The 14199-nt window shown below is 45.9% G+C and carries 14 protein-coding genes and 1 pseudogene; 1 reads left to right on the forward strand and 14 read right to left on the reverse strand.

What is annotated here, in order from left to right; translation table 11 throughout:
* Window positions 1-22: 22 nt before the first annotated feature.
* From ACZLMD_RS05065 to ACZLMD_RS05095, 7 genes and pseudogenes are all read right to left on the reverse strand, one after another.
* Window positions 23-196: pseudogene (locus tag ACZLMD_RS05065) on the reverse strand (pyridoxamine 5'-phosphate oxidase family protein); the annotation flags it as partial.
* Complete coding sequence (locus ACZLMD_RS05070) at window positions 184-747, reverse strand: DUF3267 domain-containing protein (protein ID WP_118559871.1); 564 nt, start codon at window positions 745-747, stop codon at window positions 184-186. The pseudogene ACZLMD_RS05065 and the gene ACZLMD_RS05070, both read right to left, overlap by 13 nt.
* A gap of 84 nt (window positions 748-831) precedes the next feature.
* Complete coding sequence (locus tag ACZLMD_RS05075; protein ID WP_484107475.1) at window positions 832-1146, reverse strand: hypothetical protein; 315 nt, start codon at window positions 1144-1146, stop codon at window positions 832-834.
* Window positions 1147-1385: 239 nt separating this feature from the next.
* Window positions 1386-1544: a hypothetical protein gene (locus tag ACZLMD_RS05080; protein ID WP_489495228.1), complete on the reverse strand. Its 159-nt coding sequence runs from the start codon at window positions 1542-1544 to the stop codon at window positions 1386-1388.
* 263 nt (window positions 1545-1807) lie between these two features.
* Window positions 1808-4015 (reverse strand): protein translocase subunit SecD, encoded by a 2208-nt coding sequence (gene secD / locus ACZLMD_RS05085; RefSeq protein ID WP_482522081.1) that lies wholly within the window; start codon window positions 4013-4015, stop codon window positions 1808-1810.
* A gap of 209 nt (window positions 4016-4224) precedes the next feature.
* Window positions 4225-5130 carry a polysaccharide deacetylase family protein gene (locus tag ACZLMD_RS05090; RefSeq protein ID WP_118559869.1) on the reverse strand — a complete coding sequence of 302 codons (906 nt, stop codon included), beginning with the start codon at window positions 5128-5130 and terminating at the stop codon, window positions 4225-4227.
* Window positions 5131-5285: 155 nt separating this feature from the next.
* Window positions 5286-5669 carry a TIGR04086 family membrane protein gene (locus ACZLMD_RS05095; RefSeq protein WP_158577166.1) on the reverse strand — a complete coding sequence of 128 codons (384 nt, stop codon included), beginning with the start codon at window positions 5667-5669 and terminating at the stop codon, window positions 5286-5288.
* Window positions 5670-5766: 97 nt separating this feature from the next.
* Between ACZLMD_RS05095 and ACZLMD_RS05100 the strand changes: the two genes are divergently transcribed.
* Complete coding sequence (locus tag ACZLMD_RS05100) at window positions 5767-6639, forward strand: PHP domain-containing protein (protein ID WP_118559867.1); 873 nt, start codon at window positions 5767-5769, stop codon at window positions 6637-6639.
* A gap of 73 nt (window positions 6640-6712) precedes the next feature.
* Here the strand turns inward: ACZLMD_RS05100 and yajC are convergent, their stop codons facing one another.
* The 7 genes from yajC to ACZLMD_RS05135 all read right to left on the reverse strand — a co-directional run bounded on the left by yajC (window position 6713) and on the right by ACZLMD_RS05135 (window position 13575).
* The gene (gene yajC, locus ACZLMD_RS05105) at window positions 6713-7045 is read right to left on the reverse strand and encodes a preprotein translocase subunit YajC (protein WP_022305711.1); all 333 of its coding nucleotides are present in this window, start codon (window positions 7043-7045) and stop codon (window positions 6713-6715) included.
* Window positions 7042-8172, reverse strand: a complete 1131-nt coding sequence (gene tgt, locus ACZLMD_RS05110; protein ID WP_482523681.1) for a tRNA guanosine(34) transglycosylase Tgt — start codon at window positions 8170-8172, stop codon at window positions 7042-7044. Before tgt ends, yajC begins: the two co-directional genes overlap by 4 nt.
* Window positions 8173-8231: 59 nt before the next feature.
* Window positions 8232-8699 (reverse strand): DUF1700 domain-containing protein, encoded by a 468-nt coding sequence (locus tag ACZLMD_RS05115; RefSeq protein WP_482522079.1) that lies wholly within the window; start codon window positions 8697-8699, stop codon window positions 8232-8234.
* Between the two features lie 130 nt (window positions 8700-8829).
* Window positions 8830-9699, reverse strand: coding sequence for a class II fructose-1,6-bisphosphate aldolase (fba, locus tag ACZLMD_RS05120; RefSeq protein WP_022305714.1), 870 nt, complete (start codon window positions 9697-9699; stop codon window positions 8830-8832).
* Window positions 9700-9797: 98 nt separating this feature from the next.
* The gene (locus ACZLMD_RS05125; protein WP_482522078.1) at window positions 9798-10643 is read right to left on the reverse strand and encodes a patatin-like phospholipase family protein; all 846 of its coding nucleotides are present in this window, start codon (window positions 10641-10643) and stop codon (window positions 9798-9800) included.
* Between the two features lie 18 nt (window positions 10644-10661).
* A complete protein-coding gene (locus tag ACZLMD_RS05130; RefSeq protein ID WP_487601724.1) occupies window positions 10662-13220 on the reverse strand; it encodes a heavy metal translocating P-type ATPase in 2559 nt (852 codons plus the stop codon).
* Window positions 13221-13254: 34 nt separating this feature from the next.
* The gene (locus ACZLMD_RS05135) at window positions 13255-13575 is read right to left on the reverse strand and encodes a metal-sensing transcriptional repressor (RefSeq protein ID WP_022305717.1); all 321 of its coding nucleotides are present in this window, start codon (window positions 13573-13575) and stop codon (window positions 13255-13257) included.
* Window positions 13576-14199 lie beyond the last annotated feature (624 nt).

Consider the following 14199-nt stretch of genomic DNA (forward strand, 5'->3'; position numbering starts at 1 on the left):
TTCCTTGCAAACCACTTTGTCCTTAGAACTTCACTACTTTCGGTTCATGTGTGAATGAAGAAAATGTAGCTGTCGCATTTTTAAAATAAAACACCTCTGTATTTCCATCATCAGCGGAGTACATATTCTGTAAAGATGGGTATGCATCAAGCATTGACTGTCTTGCTTCTCTTCTGTCATCCTCTACAAATTCTCCGGTACATACCAATACGAATGACTGCCACTTAAAAATGTCACAGCGTTATTTGGCATCTGCGTCAGAGCAAAAAATACATTACAGAAATCACCCGCTCCCATTGAAATCGAAAATATCCCCAGATACCCCAAAAATGTCCATCCCGAATTGAAAACAAATAACAAAAACGGAATAAATCCAAAACAAATTGTTGGAAATAAACTCATCCAAACAAATTGTCCCTTCGTAAGATCCTCTGTACTTATCACGAACAGTACCATATTTTTCAAACTCGTATACATAAACACGTCGCCCTTCATCCATATCGCATGTAAAAATTCATGTGGTACAAGAAGCAAAATTGATGCCACTGCCCCCCATGTATTATATTGCCGTCCTGCATAAAAAAATGTAAAAACCACTAATCCTATAAGCAATACAAGCGAAAGTAAGTTAGCTATAATAGCAAATTTGTTCATATCAGGTTCCTTAAACATAATCGCTCCTTCTTGAACACGTTTAGGAAGGATGCTCTCATCTTTAAATTCACCCATATATTTAAACGAAGTCATTTACAAAATCCTCCTTTTTTCTCTAATTGGTGTTGATTTTCAGGAGATTTTATATATTATCTCACATAAGAATAAATTAATATCTCAATTCATCTCCGAATCACTACGAACATAGAATGTAGCTCTTCCCGCTCCCTTTTTTAAAAGAACACCTTCTTCTACTAATTGTTTTAAAGCCAATTCCACTGATTTTATTCCTATGGAGGGACACAATTCAGTAATATCACTTTTAGTCAGCTTTCCAACTTTGCTATATATCGCTCGTCTGACGATTTCTTTTGCCGAAAGCTTTTCACAAATGGCATCAACAGCAGACGGTGTTTCATATGGAGCAAGCGGTGTAAAAAGCACATATTCTTTCCGGGTTCCGTCCATAGCAGCAATCACATTTTGTGACACTTTGAAATGACCGCCGATACTTTTTCTGTATATTTATACAAATCCCGATGTAACTGCAAAATGTAATTTGTTGTGATTGGAATATATTCATAGTTCTCATGTATCGTATTTAAAACATCCCTATATCCAAGAATTTCTTCCTCAGCACAATTTTTCGGAGTGGTCTTTTCCTCACAAAGCTGTTTTAATCTGCTACTTGTAGTTCGTATTCCCTCAATAGCACTTGATGCCTCTGTACTCTATCGTTTTGCTATTTCTACAAATTTATCTAATTCTTCCGGTTTCTGCTTAATATAAACCTCCTGCCGTCCCTTATATTCATGAATCTGTGCAATAAACGAGATTATCTCGCTGTCCCATGTTTTCTCTTTTAATGACGAATAATCAAATATTCTCATACTCTATCTTCCAATTAATCTCCTAAATAATATTAGATTTTAGGAGCTAAGTCAATATTAGGTACAAAAGTTCTTATATTATTAGCATTTCTATTTAGATCAAAGTATATCCCCGCACGACCCCCTTTGTCTTTATTCACTTCATAATAATTGCATCACCACACCTAGTATTCCCAACACTGCAATGACAAGGACGAGCAAAACAGGGTACCGCACAAAGTGCAGTACCCTGTTTTTTGATATCTCTTTATTCGATTTAACGATTATGCTTTCTTCTTAGCAAACTTTCTCTTCATAGTGTACCAGAGAGTACCTGTAATGCAAACTGATGAGTATGCACCGCAGATAATACCAGCCATCAGAGGAATTGCGAAATCTCTTACGGAATCCACACCCAGAATTGCCAGCATAAAGATCATGATGAATGTTGTGATAGAAGTATTGATACTTCTTGTCAATGTCTGTGTAATACTGTCATCTACGATCTGATCCAGTACAGAAGAATCCTTACGTCCGTTCAGATTCTCACGGATACGGTCAAAGATTACGATTGTCGCGTTGATAGAATAACCAACAATGGTAAGCATACAAGCGATGAATGTGTTACCAACAGAAATCTTGGAAACAGCATATACCAGAAGCACGATCGCACAGTCATGAAGCAGGGCAAGAACAGCACTGCTTGCGAAAATGACATCCTTGAATCGGAACCAGATATAAAGCAGCATACAAATCGCTGCGATAATAACGGATACGATCGCATTCGTCTTCATCTCATCAGATACAGCTGCACTGATACTGTCGTACTGAATGTTCTTTTCCTGCACCTTGAAGTTGCTTACAAGTTGATTGGTAAGATCAGCTCTCTGATCATCCGTAAGCTCTACTGTCTTAACGGAAAGTGTGTTGCTTCCTGCTACGTCTGAAATAACGACATCGTTAGAACCACTTGTCTTACTGAAGATGGACTCAACCTGTTTCTTCAGATCAGCATCGATCTTCTCACCACTGTCAAATGTGACGTTGTAGGTGGTACCACCGAGGAAATCAAGACCATAGTTCAAAATGTATCCGATTCGTCCTGTCTTGTTGACTACAAGCATTACGATACATGCGAGGATCAGCACGCCGGAAAGTGCGAAAAACTTCACTCTGTTTGCCACAAACGGGATACGCTTTCTTGCGCCCTCAACACCGAAGTACTTCACATCGTCTACACCGAGCACATACATTGCCTCGAGAAGAAGCTTTGTGATAACAAGTGCTGTGAACATAGACAGGATAATACCGATTGCCAGTGTTGTAGCAAAGCCCTTGATCGTACCGGAACCTTTCAGGTAAAGCACGAAGGCTGCGATCAGGGTAGTAATGTTACCATCCACGATTGCGGACAGCGCCTTATCAAAACCAAGCTTGATACTTGTCTGTACAGACTTGCCTTTGGCAAGCTCCTCCTTGATACGCGTGAATATGATAACGTTGGCATCCACCGCCATACCAATATTCAAAATGATACCTGCTACACCGGGAAGTGTCAGGGTAACATTCAGACCATTTAATACGACAAGCATCAGCACCAGGTAGAACAGAAGCGCAATGGATGCAGCCAGACCAGGCAGTCTGTAGAATACAACCATGAACAGTACCACAAGACCGAATCCGATCGCACCTGCCAAAAGACTTGTCTTGATCGCATCAAGACCAAGCTGTGCTCCGACAACCTGTGACTGCGCTTCCTTCAATTCCAGTGGAAGGGCACCGATACGGATACCTGCTGCAAGCTCCTCTGCATCTGCGAAGGTCTTGAAGCTTCCGGAAATCTGTGCCTTACCGTTCAGGATCTCGCTCTGAACAGCCGGTGACGAAAGCTCTTTTCCATCATAAATGATATAGATTCTCTTCTTAGATGGTGCGGCTTTCTGGGTTGCTGCACCGAACTTCTTTGTTCCCTTCTTATTGAAGGTAATGTCAACGACATTCTCCTTGTTCTTGGTAGTCTCGTCCTGAATCGTGTTCGCCTCAGCGTTCTTCACCTCAGAACCGGAGCAGATAACCTTGCTCTTGTCATATGTAACAGTGCCGTCTTTCTCTACTTTTACATCATCCTCTGATACAAAATCCAGAGAACCTTCCTTACCAAGACTCTTTAATACTTCTTCTGCATCGGCAACACCGGGGATGTCAACCTCGATACGCTTATCACCCTGCTGTACAACAGAGGACTCGGTACTGTATACCTCGGCACGCTGCTGCATCTTCTGAATCGTATCCTTCATCTCAGTGTCTGTCGGAGTATCCTTCACTGCCTCATAAGTGATGCTGACACCACCGGCAAGATCCAGACCAAGTCTGATGTTCTGAGCGCTTCCCTTGTGGGCAGCTCCCAGTCCGACCAGAGTCGTGTAACCACAAAATGCGATCGCTGCTATAATAACGATTATAGTCAGCAATCCTTTCCTTTTGTTCTTCATTGCTGCATATCTCCTTTAAATAACTCTTTTTCGTAGAAATTCTCATGCATTTCATCCGCACATGCATAAAAAACCACGTTAAACATCATTATAGCATAGTCATCGAAAGATTGGCAAGGGATTCCTTATAATTCTCCGAAAATGAAAATCACCCCGGAATGCTGTGCATGTGATCACAGCATTCCGGAGTGATTGATCTTATATTTCCTTTATTTACCACTGAAATAAACCTTGCCGCCCTCTGCATCAATCCCCTTATAATAGAACAGCTCCTCAACGGTCACAAGCTGGAATCCCTTTTTGCGTAGCTTCGGCACAAGCTTTTCTACGGCTCCTGCCGTACTCGGATACAGATCATGCATCAGTACAATGTCTCCATCCGAAATGCTCTTGCACTTCTTTAAAATCTTCTTGCTGTTGCGACTCGCCCAGTCCTCTGTATCCACACTCCAGTAGATCATCGGGATCTTGATCGTCCGACGCATCTTATCATTGACATTACCGTACGGAGGTCGCAGCATGGTCGGCTCCTCCCCGTTGATCTTCTTCATGACACGAAAAGCACGTGTCAGCTCTCTGCGGATCTGCTTTTTCTTCATCTTACTCAGATCCCCGTGGTCAAAGGTATGGGTCGAAATCTGATTCCCCTTATTAAATGCATTCTTCATGGTATCCGCATAGCGCTCCACACGATTACCCACCACAAAAAAGGTGGCTCTGGAATCATTCTTTGCCAATACTTTCACAATCCGGTTTGTTACACGGTCATACGGACCATCATCAAAGGTCAGTGCCACCATCGGTTTATCCGGGTCAAGGTCCTTACGGATATGCTCTACTGCCGGTGCCTGCGTCTCCTGCGGTGCTTCCGTTCCCTTTGCTTTCTTTGATTCTCCTGCTTTCTTACTGTTCTCCGCACTGTTGTCCACAGATGCCTCTGTCTTTGTCTGCGTATTTAACCGCTCCCCCTGCCGGTTCAGCCGCACAAGCTGTGCCACCATCGCAATAATGACCACCCCCAGCACAACAGCTGCGCTCATCATGATCCAGACAGATTTCGGATTCTCCTCTGTACGCTGTCTTCTTTTTCTCCTTCTTTTATCGTCTCTGCTCATCACTTACTCACCTTTTCTCACTTTATTTACTTGTGCATTTACGAACATTTTTGCCCCCCTCATTTCGCACATGACCTATCATAACACACTCACTTTTTTTATCATCACATAGCCATTACTATTATGTTAAATAACTATTAACTCTATGATAATTTTTATGCACCTGTGCGGTTTGCCGGCGCAAGCATTCCTCCGATCATCCCTGCCACCGCACAGATCATACCGCTGCTGACTGTCTGAAATCCAAAGTCTGCCCCCGAATGATATATCATTTTCCCGGTCAGAAACAGCACCAGAAAATAACAAAGTCCGATCAGAAGCCCCCACAGAAATTTCTGTCTGCCTTTCACCTGCCCGATGCAAAAGCCGCCAAGAAGTGCCGACACAACATATGCTGTGATCACGCCACCACTGATAAGTCCAGCAGTCATATGCCCCTTCACCATAAACGCCGTTACAACCGCAAGAACAAGCGCCGACACAACAAGCATCCCCACAAGAATGATCAAAAAACGTAATGCATCCCCACTTTTTTTCATAAAAACAAATCCTTCCAAAATCTGCATTGTTTTATTCTCCATTATATGTCAATCTGTGTTAAACTATTCAGGAGAAAAGAGGAAGGAGACTATCATTATGGATTACGTTGATCTTCATACACATTCAAATGCTTCCGATGGCACCTGTTCTCCCGCCGAGGTGGTGATACGTGCTGCCGATAAGGGACTGCGCGCCATCGCACTGACGGATCACGACACGGTTTCCGGCATTGATGAAGCCATACAGGCTGCCCGCGACCATGCACTGCCGCTGCAGGTCATCCCCGGCACGGAACTTTCTGTCGCATACAAGAAGCAGGATATTCATATCGTTGGTCTGTTCATTGACCATCACAATAAAGCATTCCAGGACATGACTGATCTTTTGATCCGGCGCCGTCTGGAGCGCAATGAGGAGATGATACGGCGTTTTAATGCAAACGGCATCCCCGTTACCTACGAGGAACTCACGCAGGGCAATCCTGACGCCGTCATTACCCGCGCGCACTTTGCTCGCTATCTGGTGGATCATCAGATCGTCAAGATACCAAACGAAGCCTTTCACAAATATCTGGATCCGGGATGTCCTTATTTCATCCCACGCGAATATATCCGGCCCGAGGATGGAATCCGCATTATAAGGGATGCCGGCGGTGTTCCTATCCTGGCACACCCGCTTCATTACAAACTTCCCGAAAAGGAACTGGAGGCATTGATCGCACGGCTGAAGGAATCCGGTCTGATGGGAATCGAAGTCAAATATTCTAATCACACAAAACAGGATGAATACTATGCAGGTCAGCTTGCGGCAAAATTTCACCTTCTGCCGAGCGGAGGTTCAGATTTCCACGGAGCGAACAAGCCTGCCATTGACATCGGCACCGGCCGTGGCACACTTGCGGTTCCTTATGAGTATCTGGAAAAGCTTGCCGCAGCCGTTCATTACCCGTTAGAGGCCATGAAAGAATAAAAGTAATGTAAAAGCAAAAGCGTCAATGCGCTAAAAACCAATGCATTGACGCTTTATTTCATATCGGACCGAATTATTTACTCTCGTTGCCCTGCTTATCGATCTCAACGATATTCTCTTTCTTCATTGGGATACGGCAGTTCTTATTGTTACCGAACTCAACGATAACAACCTCATCCATAATGTCAATCACAACGCCGAAGAACCCGCTTGTGGTAAGTACGCTGTCTCCAACCTCCAGTGTGGTCAGAAGAGTGTCGTGCTCCTTCTGCTGCTTCTTCTGTGGACGGATTGCGAAAAACCAGAAAATACCAATGATCGCTGCATAGATTACAACCATGCTGATGATACTCTGTGTTGTGGAAGCCTGTCCACTCGATGACGCTAATACGCTTATTGCATTCATTTTAATTCCTCCATGCTTTCTAATTTTTTCTTTTTATATTCCTGGAAGCAGCCTTTCTCGATTGCTTCCCGAATTTCCTCCATCAAATGGTTATAGAACCAAAGATTGTGTGTCACCATACAACGAAGTCCGAGCATCTCCTTCGCTTTCAACAAATGACGGATATAAGCTCTACTGTATCTGCGACAAACCGGACATCCGCAGTCCTCATCCAACGGTCTGTCGTCCCTCTCATACCTTGCATTGAACAGGTTCATCTTACCGTGGTTGGTGTATGCATGACCGTGACGGCCGTTACGTGCCGGATAAACGCAGTCGAAGAAGTCGACACCGCGCTCTACCGATTCCAGAATATTCTGCGGCGTTCCAACACCCATCAGATAAGTGGGCTTATCCTGCGGCAGATAATCCATCGTCTTCTCGATCACATCGTACATCTCCTCATGTGTCTCGCCGACAGCAAGACCACCGAGTGCGTAACCGTCCAGATCCATCTCTGAGATCCTCTTGGCATGCTCAATACGGATATCCTGGAACGTACCGCCCTGATCGATACCAAACAGGAGCTGGTTCGGATTCAGAGTCTCCTCCAGACTATTGAGCCGCTTCATCTCCTTCTGGCAGCGCTCCAGCCATCTTGTCGTTCTGTCCACAGAATCCTGCATATACTTTCTGGTCGCCGGATGCGGCGGACACTCGTCAAATGCCATCGCAATCGTAGAGGCAAGATGGGACTGTATCCGCATACTCTCCTCCGGACCCATGAAAATACGGTGCCCGTCAATATGAGAGTTGAAATAAACACCCTCTTCCTTGATCTTGCGCAGTCCTGCAAGGGAAAACACCTGAAATCCACCGGAATCTGTCAGCACCGGCTTATCCCATACCGCAAACTTGCGGATACCGCCCATATTGTAAACCACATCATCCCCCGGACGCACATGAAGGTGATAGGTGTTGCACAGCATGATCTGTGTATGGATCTCCTCAAGATCCCTGGTCGATACCGCACCCTTGATTGCACCGATCGTACCAACATTCATAAATACCGGTGTCTCCACCGTACCATGAACCGTCTCCAGTCTGGCACGCTTCGCCATGCCATCCTTACATAATACCTTATACATTGCTTATAACTTCCTCCAATATGTCTATCCGCGATAATAGCACCGCAATGCCCTGCCTGTCAATATCTCCGGAATAAATCTAATAAGAATTTAATAATTAAGACAATCACCACGACCGGTATAACAACCGTCACAGTAACCTTCAGTACGAAGATCAGTACAGCACCGACAATGATCGCGATCGAGATCAGCAGCACATAACGAAACAGCTTGTCGTACCACTTGTCTCCAAAGCCACCGATATCATCACTCTCGTAGCTGCCCTCATTTCTGCTCTCTCTGCTGTAATCATTCCTTGCCTGCTCCTTATAAAAGTCAGCCATCGGTCCCTTTGCAGCAGTAAACGAATCGATCAGTGTTCTTGCGATCAGACGCGGATCGCCAAGCTCCTCGCAGACCTCCCTTTCCGGGCGTCCGCTCTCTGCAAAATAATTATCATAATAGCGAATATTATCCTCGATATCCTGAACCGGAATATTTCCCTCCAATGCCATACGCAGCTCTGATAGAAATTCTCGTTTCGTCATCCTCTATCCTCCATTATAGAAACAACTTTGCAGCCTGTATCAAATACAGACTGCAAAGCTGCTATACCAGATGAAACGACAGATGCTGTCAGTTTATGCTCTGCCATTTCCGCCTATTCATTTGTTCAAACTAGTTGAAAGCCTTTCCAACTGATCCGAAGAGTTCCATCTTCTCCTTAACAGTAGCCTTGATAGCCTCTGCGCCCGGAGCAAGAAGCTTACGAGGATCAAATCCCTTACCCTCGAGATCCTTACCTTCCTCGATGTACTTACGTGTAGCTTCCTGGAATGCAAGCTGACACTCTGTATTTACGTTGATCTTTGCAACGCCAAGAGAGATTGCTTTCTTGATCATATCTGCAGGAATACCTGTACCACCATGAAGTACCAGAGGCATATCTCCTGTCTTAGCCTGAATTGCATCGAGAGTCTCAAAACTCAGACCAGCCCAGTTCTCAGGATATTTACCATGAATATTACCGATACCTGCTGCAAGCATTGTTACACCAAGATCTGCAACCTTCTTACACTCCTCAGGATCTGCACACTCGCCGGCACCGATGACACCATCTTCTTCGCCACCGATTGAACCAACCTCTGCCTCAAGAGAAAGACCAAGAATGTCACATGCGTTGACAAGCTCTGTTGTCTTCTGTACGTTCTCCTCGATTGGAAGGCTGGAACCATCAAACATAATAGAAGAGAATCCTGCGTTGATACAAGCCTTTGCGCCTTCGAATGAACCATGGTCAAGGTGAAGTGCTACAGGAACTGTAATGTTAAGCTCCTCGATCATACCCTTTACCATACCAACGATAGTCTTATAACCGCACATATACTTTCCAGCACCCTCAGATACACCAAGGATAACCGGTGACTCAAGCTCCTGAGCTGTCTGAAGAATAGACTTTGTCCACTCAAGGTTGTTGATATTAAACTGACCTACTGCATAGTGACCTGCTTTTGCTTTTGTAAGCATTTCTTTTGCTGATACTAACATAATCCTAATCCTCCATTTGTAAAATTCACTACAAAACCTTAATTCGTTGCTATTATATACCATTTTTTCAAAAAAGAAAATAGCAATTCCATAAAATATTAATGAAATAACGCTTTTATCTCACTCATACGCTCCGCTGCCAGATCATATCCTTCCTGCCATGACCGGCGAAGCACCTTCACATCCTTCTCCATGCTTTTGAGAGGATGCTCCGGTCTGAGGATCACGGCACGTCCCTGTTTCTCCAGCTCTTCACAGAGCTTCACGGAGCGGTTGTACTTCTTATAGCGGTGAACCAATGCCCTTGCTACGGCCGGATATTTCTTCTCGATCCGGCGCGCGATCAGAATGTCTGACTTGCGGCATTCCTTGATATATCCCTTCGGTCTGGTCAGCACAACCAGTACCTTGTCGCAGCCATCACTCAACACCTTGTCGATCGGGATCGGATTGGACAGACCACCGTCGAAATACTCCCTGCCATGGATCACGGCCGGAGGTATGATCGCCGGCAGTGCACAGGTGCCATGAAACACCTCAAACCGCTCATCCACATCCTTCTGCGTAAAATACTGTACACGCCCTGTCTGTGCATCCGTTGTGACCGCAATAAATTTCCCGTCATAATTCTGAAATGTTTCCATATCAAACGGAACATGAATATTGGGAATATCACGGAACGCAAACTGAATGCCAAACATACTTTTCTCCTTGAACAGATTACGCTTGCCCATGTATCGCTTATCATTGCGGTACTTTTCGAGCACCTTGATATTACGCCCTCTCTGTCTGGAAACGTAGGACGCTGCATCCGCACAGCCTGCCGAAACACCAATGCAGTACGGAAACATGATATCCTCATCCAGCAGAGCATCCATTACGCCACAACTGAACACCGGGCGAAATGTGCCACCTTCAAATAAAACCGCCGGCATACCAATCATCCCTTCCTCATCCGCTGACTACTCTACAGAAACCACCTTGTAATCCTGCTCTTCCACTGCCTTTGTAAGAACATCGTCCTCTACCGGCTGCTCAAGTGTTACAACCGCAGTTCCTTTCTCATGGCTTGCTACCGCCTCCGTCACGCCGTCAATTGCCTCCAGAGCCTTCTTCACATGAGCCTCACAGTGTCCACACATCATTCCTTCAATCTTAATTGTCTTTGTCATTGTCTCTACCTCTTCTTTCTTATTAATGTTGTTATCGGAAATTAATTCTACACAAATCGCATCCTTCCTCTTGCGATCCCTGCCCGCATCATGGATCCGGAACAGATTCAGCCGCAGGGCATTGGTAACTACACAGAAGCTTGACAAGCTCATGGCAGCTGCTCCGAACATCGGATTGAGCTTCCAGCCAAACAGCGGGATCCATACACCTGCTGCCAGAGGAATGCCGATCACATTGTAAAAGAACGCCCAGAAAAGATTCTCATGAATATTGCGCAGTGCCGCACGACTTAAGCGGATTGCCGCCGGAACATCACTGAGTCTGCTCTTCATCAGCACAACATCTGCCGCATCGATCGCCACATCCGTACCTGCACCGATTGCAATACCCATATCCGCTCTTGTCAATGCCGGCGCATCATTGATACCATCACCGACCATCGCAACCTTACCAAACTTCTGCAGTTCGCGAATCACGCTCTCCTTGCCATCCGGCAGTACATCGGCTACAACCTGATCCACACCTGCCTGCGCCCCGATTGCCTCCGCCGTTCTACGATTGTCTCCTGTCAACATAACGACATGGATTCCCATGTTCTGCAGCTCGCGGATTGCCTGCGGGCTGTCCTCCTTCATGACATCTGCCACGGCGATCATACCGATGTAGCTTTCGTCACGCACAAAACAAAGAGGTGTCTTGCCCTGACCGGCAAGCTCCTGTGCCTGCTTCTGCACTTCCTGTGGAATCCGAACCTGACTGCTGATATATGCCACGCTTCCTCCCATAAGTTTAACCCCGTCGCAGACTGCAGAAAGACCATTGCCCGGATGCGCTTTAAAATTACTTACTTCTTTAGAGATTACACCCTTTTGGGTTCCATAGTCAAGAACCGCTTTCGCTAACGGATGCTCGCTCATCTGCTCCAGATGATAGGCATCCTCCAAAAGCTGCTGCTCTAAGATATTCTCTGCAGGAAGAAGGTCTGTCACACGGGGTTCTCCCTTCGTGATCGTGCCTGTTTTGTCCAGAGCAACAATCGCTGTCTTACCGGTCTCTTCCATAGAAACTGCCGTCTTGAATAAGATACCGTTTCTGGCACCTACACCGTTTGCCACCATGATCGCCACCGGCGTCGCCAGACCAAGCGCACACGGACAACTGATCACGAGAACGGAAATACCTCTTGCCAGCGCAAAGCCGACACTCTGCCCTGCAAGCAGCCAGACAATAATGGTCACAACCGCAATTGTTACAACCGCCGGCACAAAAATTCCGGAAACACGGTCAGCGATCTTGGCGATCGGAGCCTTTGTTGCCGCCGCATCGCTGACCATCTGAATGATCTTTGATAATGCAGTATCCTCTCCGACTCTGGCTGCCTCACAGCGAAGCACACCGGACTGGTTAATGGTTCCGGCGGAGACGCCGTCTCCGGCAGCCTTGTCCACCGGGATACTCTCTCCGGTCAGTGCCGATTCGTCTACCGCACTGTCGCCCTCCAGCACCACGCCGTCTACCGGAATATCAGCACCGGGACGTACAATGTAGACATCTCCCTTTTTGACCTGCTCAACCGGAACTTCCTTCTCTTTCCCATCCACAAACAGCACTGCCGTTTTCGGTGCCAGATTCATGAGTCCCTTCAATGCATTCGTGGTCTTCCCCTTAGAATATGCCTCTAACATCTTTCCCACGGTGATCAGCGTCAGGATCATTGCCGCAGATTCAAAATAAAACTCATGCATATACCCCATGACCGCATCTGCATCGCCGTGCACCTGCGCACCAGTCATGGCAAACAACGCATAGGTGCTGTACCCAAATGCTGCGGAGGAGCCAAGTGCTACAAGTGTATCCATATTCGGTGCTCCGTGCCACAGACTTGTAAAACCGCTGATGTAAAACTTCTGATTCAGTACCATAATGATCACTGTCAGCAAAAGCTGTGCAAGTCCCATAGCCACATGATTGCCGTCTAAAAAAGACGGAAGCGGCCATCCCCACATCATATGTCCCATCGACAAATACATTAAAAGCAGCAAAAAAACAATTGACGACAACAGTCTTCTTCGCAGTACCGGCGTCTCGCGGTCCTTCAGGGAATCCTCCAATGCCTGAATATTTCCTGCACTTTCTCCCTTATCGGAAGCGCCCTTCGGACTGGCTCCGTAGCCTGCCTGCTGTACTGCCTCAATGATCCGGCTCTGGGATGCCGTTCCTTCTACACCCATAGAATTAGTTAGAAGACTGACCGAGCAGGAGGTCACCCCCTCCACTGCCGACACAGCCTTTTCTACCCGAGCACTGCAGGCTGCACAGCTCATTCCGGTTACAATATATTGTTCCATGGTAATCCACACTTCCTCTCTTTTCCTGAAATATCTATTTCATCAGTTTCTGTAAGGTGACAACCAGATCATCCACCGTCTCCTCGCGTCCATCCAGAATATCCTGACGGACACAGGTTTTGATGTGATTTGCCAAAAGAACCTTATTAAAGCTGTTCAAAGCTGCATTGACCGCTGATACCTGCATCAGGATATCCGTGCAGTAGGCATCCTCTTCGACCATCCGCTTGATCCCGCGGACCTGTCCCTCGATCCTGCTCAGCCGGTTGACAAGATCCTTGTACTCCTTCTCCTGCCGCTGCTTTTTCCGTTCACAGCAACAGCACTTTTTGTCCTCATTATTCCCGTGTTCCATCGAAATCATTCCTCCCTTTTCCGGCAAGATTATATACCCCTATGGGGTATATTGTCAATACTCTGTTTTTGTGATATCTGTGTGCAAACTGTACATTTTTTATCAATAACTAAAGCTTCCCATACCTCAAATTGATGTATGCCCATAATATTTCTTATGTCCGGAAAATAAAATATCAATTTTGCCTGAGAAATCACTTAATCCGTGAACTATGACTAAAAAATTGACGCAGATCAGTAGGATTTCCGAAAAATCATTGCTTTGCAATGCTTTGATAAATACGCATCCGCACGATTGAGCCCCATAGGTGGGTTCAGCTGTTTCGGACGGCACGCTCCCGCTACCACTGCACCACGCAGCGGTACATAACGCCCCGGATATTCAATGGAGTATCTATATCATTTGCAAAATCCGGGGCGTAAGTACCGGCGGGTGCAAGTGCCTTTCGAAACATCTGATTCCCACCTTGGGGCGAGTACGGCAGGATGCGTTTATCGAAGATCAAAGCAGCAAAGCAATCAGATTTTTCGAAATCCGTAAGTGACAAGACAATTTTTTAGTCATAGTGCACGGATTTTTAATATATTGGCAGGCAAAATATGATTTCTAAATAACCGGACATAA

Source organism: Jutongia sp. (assembly GCF_057878315.1).

Coding starts and splice junctions, on each gene's coding strand:
- ACZLMD_RS05115 (WP_482522079.1), bottom strand. CDS start 8,699: ATGACGAAACGAGAATTTCTATCAGAGCTGCGTATGGCATTGGAGGGA.
- ACZLMD_RS05090 (WP_118559869.1), bottom strand. CDS start 5,130: ATGAGCAGAGACGATAAAAGAAGGAGAAAAAGAAGACAGCGTACAGAG.
- ACZLMD_RS05100 (WP_118559867.1), top strand. CDS start 5,767: ATGGATTACGTTGATCTTCATACACATTCAAATGCTTCCGATGGCACC.
- ACZLMD_RS05135 (WP_022305717.1), bottom strand. CDS start 13,575: ATGGAACACGGGAATAATGAGGACAAAAAGTGCTGTTGCTGTGAACGG.
- ACZLMD_RS05095 (WP_158577166.1), bottom strand. CDS start 5,669: ATGAAAAAAAGTGGGGATGCATTACGTTTTTTGATCATTCTTGTGGGG.
- secD (WP_482522081.1), bottom strand. CDS start 4,015: ATGAAGAACAAAAGGAAAGGATTGCTGACTATAATCGTTATTATAGCA.
- yajC (WP_022305711.1), bottom strand. CDS start 7,045: ATGAATGCAATAAGCGTATTAGCGTCATCGAGTGGACAGGCTTCCACA.
- ACZLMD_RS05070 (WP_118559871.1), bottom strand. CDS start 747: ATGACTTCGTTTAAATATATGGGTGAATTTAAAGATGAGAGCATCCTT.
- tgt (WP_482523681.1), bottom strand. CDS start 8,172: ATGTATAAGGTATTATGTAAGGATGGCATGGCGAAGCGTGCCAGACTG.
- ACZLMD_RS05080 (WP_489495228.1), bottom strand. CDS start 1,544: ATGAGAATATTTGATTATTCGTCATTAAAAGAGAAAACATGGGACAGC.
- ACZLMD_RS05130 (WP_487601724.1), bottom strand. CDS start 13,220: ATGGAACAATATATTGTAACCGGAATGAGCTGTGCAGCCTGCAGTGCT.
- ACZLMD_RS05125 (WP_482522078.1), bottom strand. CDS start 10,643: ATGATTGGTATGCCGGCGGTTTTATTTGAAGGTGGCACATTTCGCCCG.
- fba (WP_022305714.1), bottom strand. CDS start 9,699: ATGTTAGTATCAGCAAAAGAAATGCTTACAAAAGCAAAAGCAGGTCAC.